We start from the raw sequence: 2046 nt of genomic DNA, 5'->3' as shown, positions 1-2046 counted from the left end.
ATCGGTGCAGCACAGCGGCATTGAAGCGGGTTTGTCGCTTTCTCTGCCGGAACATACACAGGATGAGGCCGGCATGCTGAACCGCCATTTTACTGTCATGATGAAACGGATTAATGAGCTGATGGAAGAAAATGTGGAAAAACAGCTCATTATTAAAGAAACCGAATTGAAAGCACTGCAAGCCCAGATCAATCCGCATTTTTTATATAACACGCTCGAGTCCATCAATTGGCTGGCCAAGGCGAATCAGCAAAAGCAAATCTCAAAAATGGTGGAATCGCTCGGTTTTCTTCTGCGAAACAGCATACATATGAAAAAGGATATCGTGACCATTCAGGAGGAGGCGGACATTGTACGTCACTATATGACTATTCAGCGATTTCGATTTGAAGAGCGCCTGAATTTCACGTTGGATATTGACGATGATGTGAAGCATTGCCTCATTCCGAAACTGACGCTCCAGCCGCTTGCGGAAAATGCGATTCAATACGCGCTTGAACCCTTTACAAGGCCATGCGCCATCCGGATTCAGGCGAAAAAGACGAAGGGCTGTATCTGTATTACGGTCGAAGATAACGGCCCTGGCATGGATGGACGGATTCTTGAATCAACGGGCGGAAGAGGAATCGGACTGTGGAATATTCGCGAGCGCATCAGCCTGACATTCGGAGAGCCATACGGATTGCGGATTCAGAGTGAGCATGAAAAGGGAACGAGGATTGTGATCACAATACCGTGCCGAAATGAGGTGGTGTGATGTATAAAATACTGCTGGCTGATGATGAGAGGATTATCCTTGATGGAATGGCGGGAATCATTGAGTGGGAGTCGCTTGGCGCCTCATTGATCGGAAAAGCGCAGAACGGACATGAAGCATATGAAAAGATTGTACATAAGCAGCCGCATATCGTCATCACAGACGTCAAAATGCCTGGCATGGACGGGCTTGAGCTGATCAAAAAGGTGTCAGCCGCCAGCCCGTCGGTGCAATTTATCGTCCTGTCCGTGTTTGGAGAGTTTGAGTACGCAAAGGAAGCCATGAAATATGGGGTGAAGCATTATTTGCTGAAACCCTGCAATGAACAGCAGATTATCAGCTCGCTGGAGGAAATCATTGCTGAGCTGAAGCGGCAAGATGTGCACAAAAAGAAAACAGCCCATCTGAAACACGAGCTCGACCATATCCGTTCCTTTGCAGCCGATCAATACTTGGAAGGTTTGATCGCCGGTGTGGCCCAGCTGTCTCCGCCGCCTTCACTTGCCGGAAAAAAGATCCGCCTCTTGATCTTAAAAGGGGAACAATCTATTGATGCTGCAGCCAGAGAGGCACTCGGGTCGGCACTGACAGCGGTTTGCAGCAGCGGAGAATGGACCGTACTCGCCGTAGAGGAGAACGCCGCTGAAAAGGTGGCGGAGGTTTTTGCCCGCAAGATGGCCATCAGTCAGGCGGGAGAACTCCGGCACGCGGGGCAGCTGTTTCGTGACACAGCTGAAGCGTCTGGTGACCTGCATGGGAGCGCAGTGATTTCGAAAATGATCAGGCTTATTGCCGACGAGCTCGGAAATCCGAATCTGTCCTTAAAATGGGCGGCGAAGGATATGTTGTTTATGAATCCTGATTATCTCGGGAAATTATTTAAACAGGAAACAGGCGAGAAATTTTCCCAATATGTTACACGAGTGCGTCTTGAACATGCGATGAAGCAAATGAAAATGAGGCGGGACGCGAGTGTATCAGAAATTGCTGAAGAAATCGGGTTTGGCGATAATCCGAAGTATTTCAGTCTTGTTTTTAAAAAATATACCGGTCTGACACCGTCAGAATTCAGAAGAAAACAGGGAGGCGCTTCCGCAGGATAGCCATCTCTGTTTTTTTGACTTTCGCCACTGTTTTTTGAGTGTTTCGCCCTATCCGAACGCTTTAAAATAAAATGTAAGCACTTACACTAAAAGGGGGGATTGGTTTGAATAAGATTTGTTACGTGCTGTTATCCCTTGTCTGCGTCTTTTTGTTCAGCGGATGTTCAGCGGGTGAAGAGGCCTCGG

Annotated in this window: 2 protein-coding genes and 1 pseudogene; all 3 read left to right on the top strand. The window is 48.1% G+C overall.

The features are described 5' to 3' along the window. A pseudogene (gene yesM / locus ACWHAR_RS20180) lies at positions 1-757 on the top strand (two-component system sensor histidine kinase YesM); the annotation flags it as partial. Then, positions 757-1860, top strand: coding sequence for a two-component system response regulator YesN (gene yesN / locus ACWHAR_RS20175; RefSeq protein ID WP_452087626.1), 1104 nt, complete (start codon positions 757-759; stop codon positions 1858-1860). The pseudogene yesM and the gene yesN, both read left to right, overlap by 1 nt. 104 nt (positions 1861-1964) lie before the next feature. Continuing rightward, positions 1965-2046, top strand: an 82-nt coding sequence (locus tag ACWHAR_RS20170) for a hypothetical protein (protein ID WP_452087627.1), incomplete at its 3' end; no start/stop codon positions are given.

The organism is Bacillus sp. LR--39 (assembly GCF_053613335.1).
Note: the sequence above shows the minus strand (reverse complement) of the source record. Positions and strands in the feature narration are given on the sequence as shown.

Bases quoted from the DNA above. Each gene is read 5' to 3' on its own strand.
- yesN (WP_452087626.1), top strand. From the start codon at position 757: ATGTATAAAATACTGCTGGCTGATGATGAGAGGATTATCCTTGATGGA.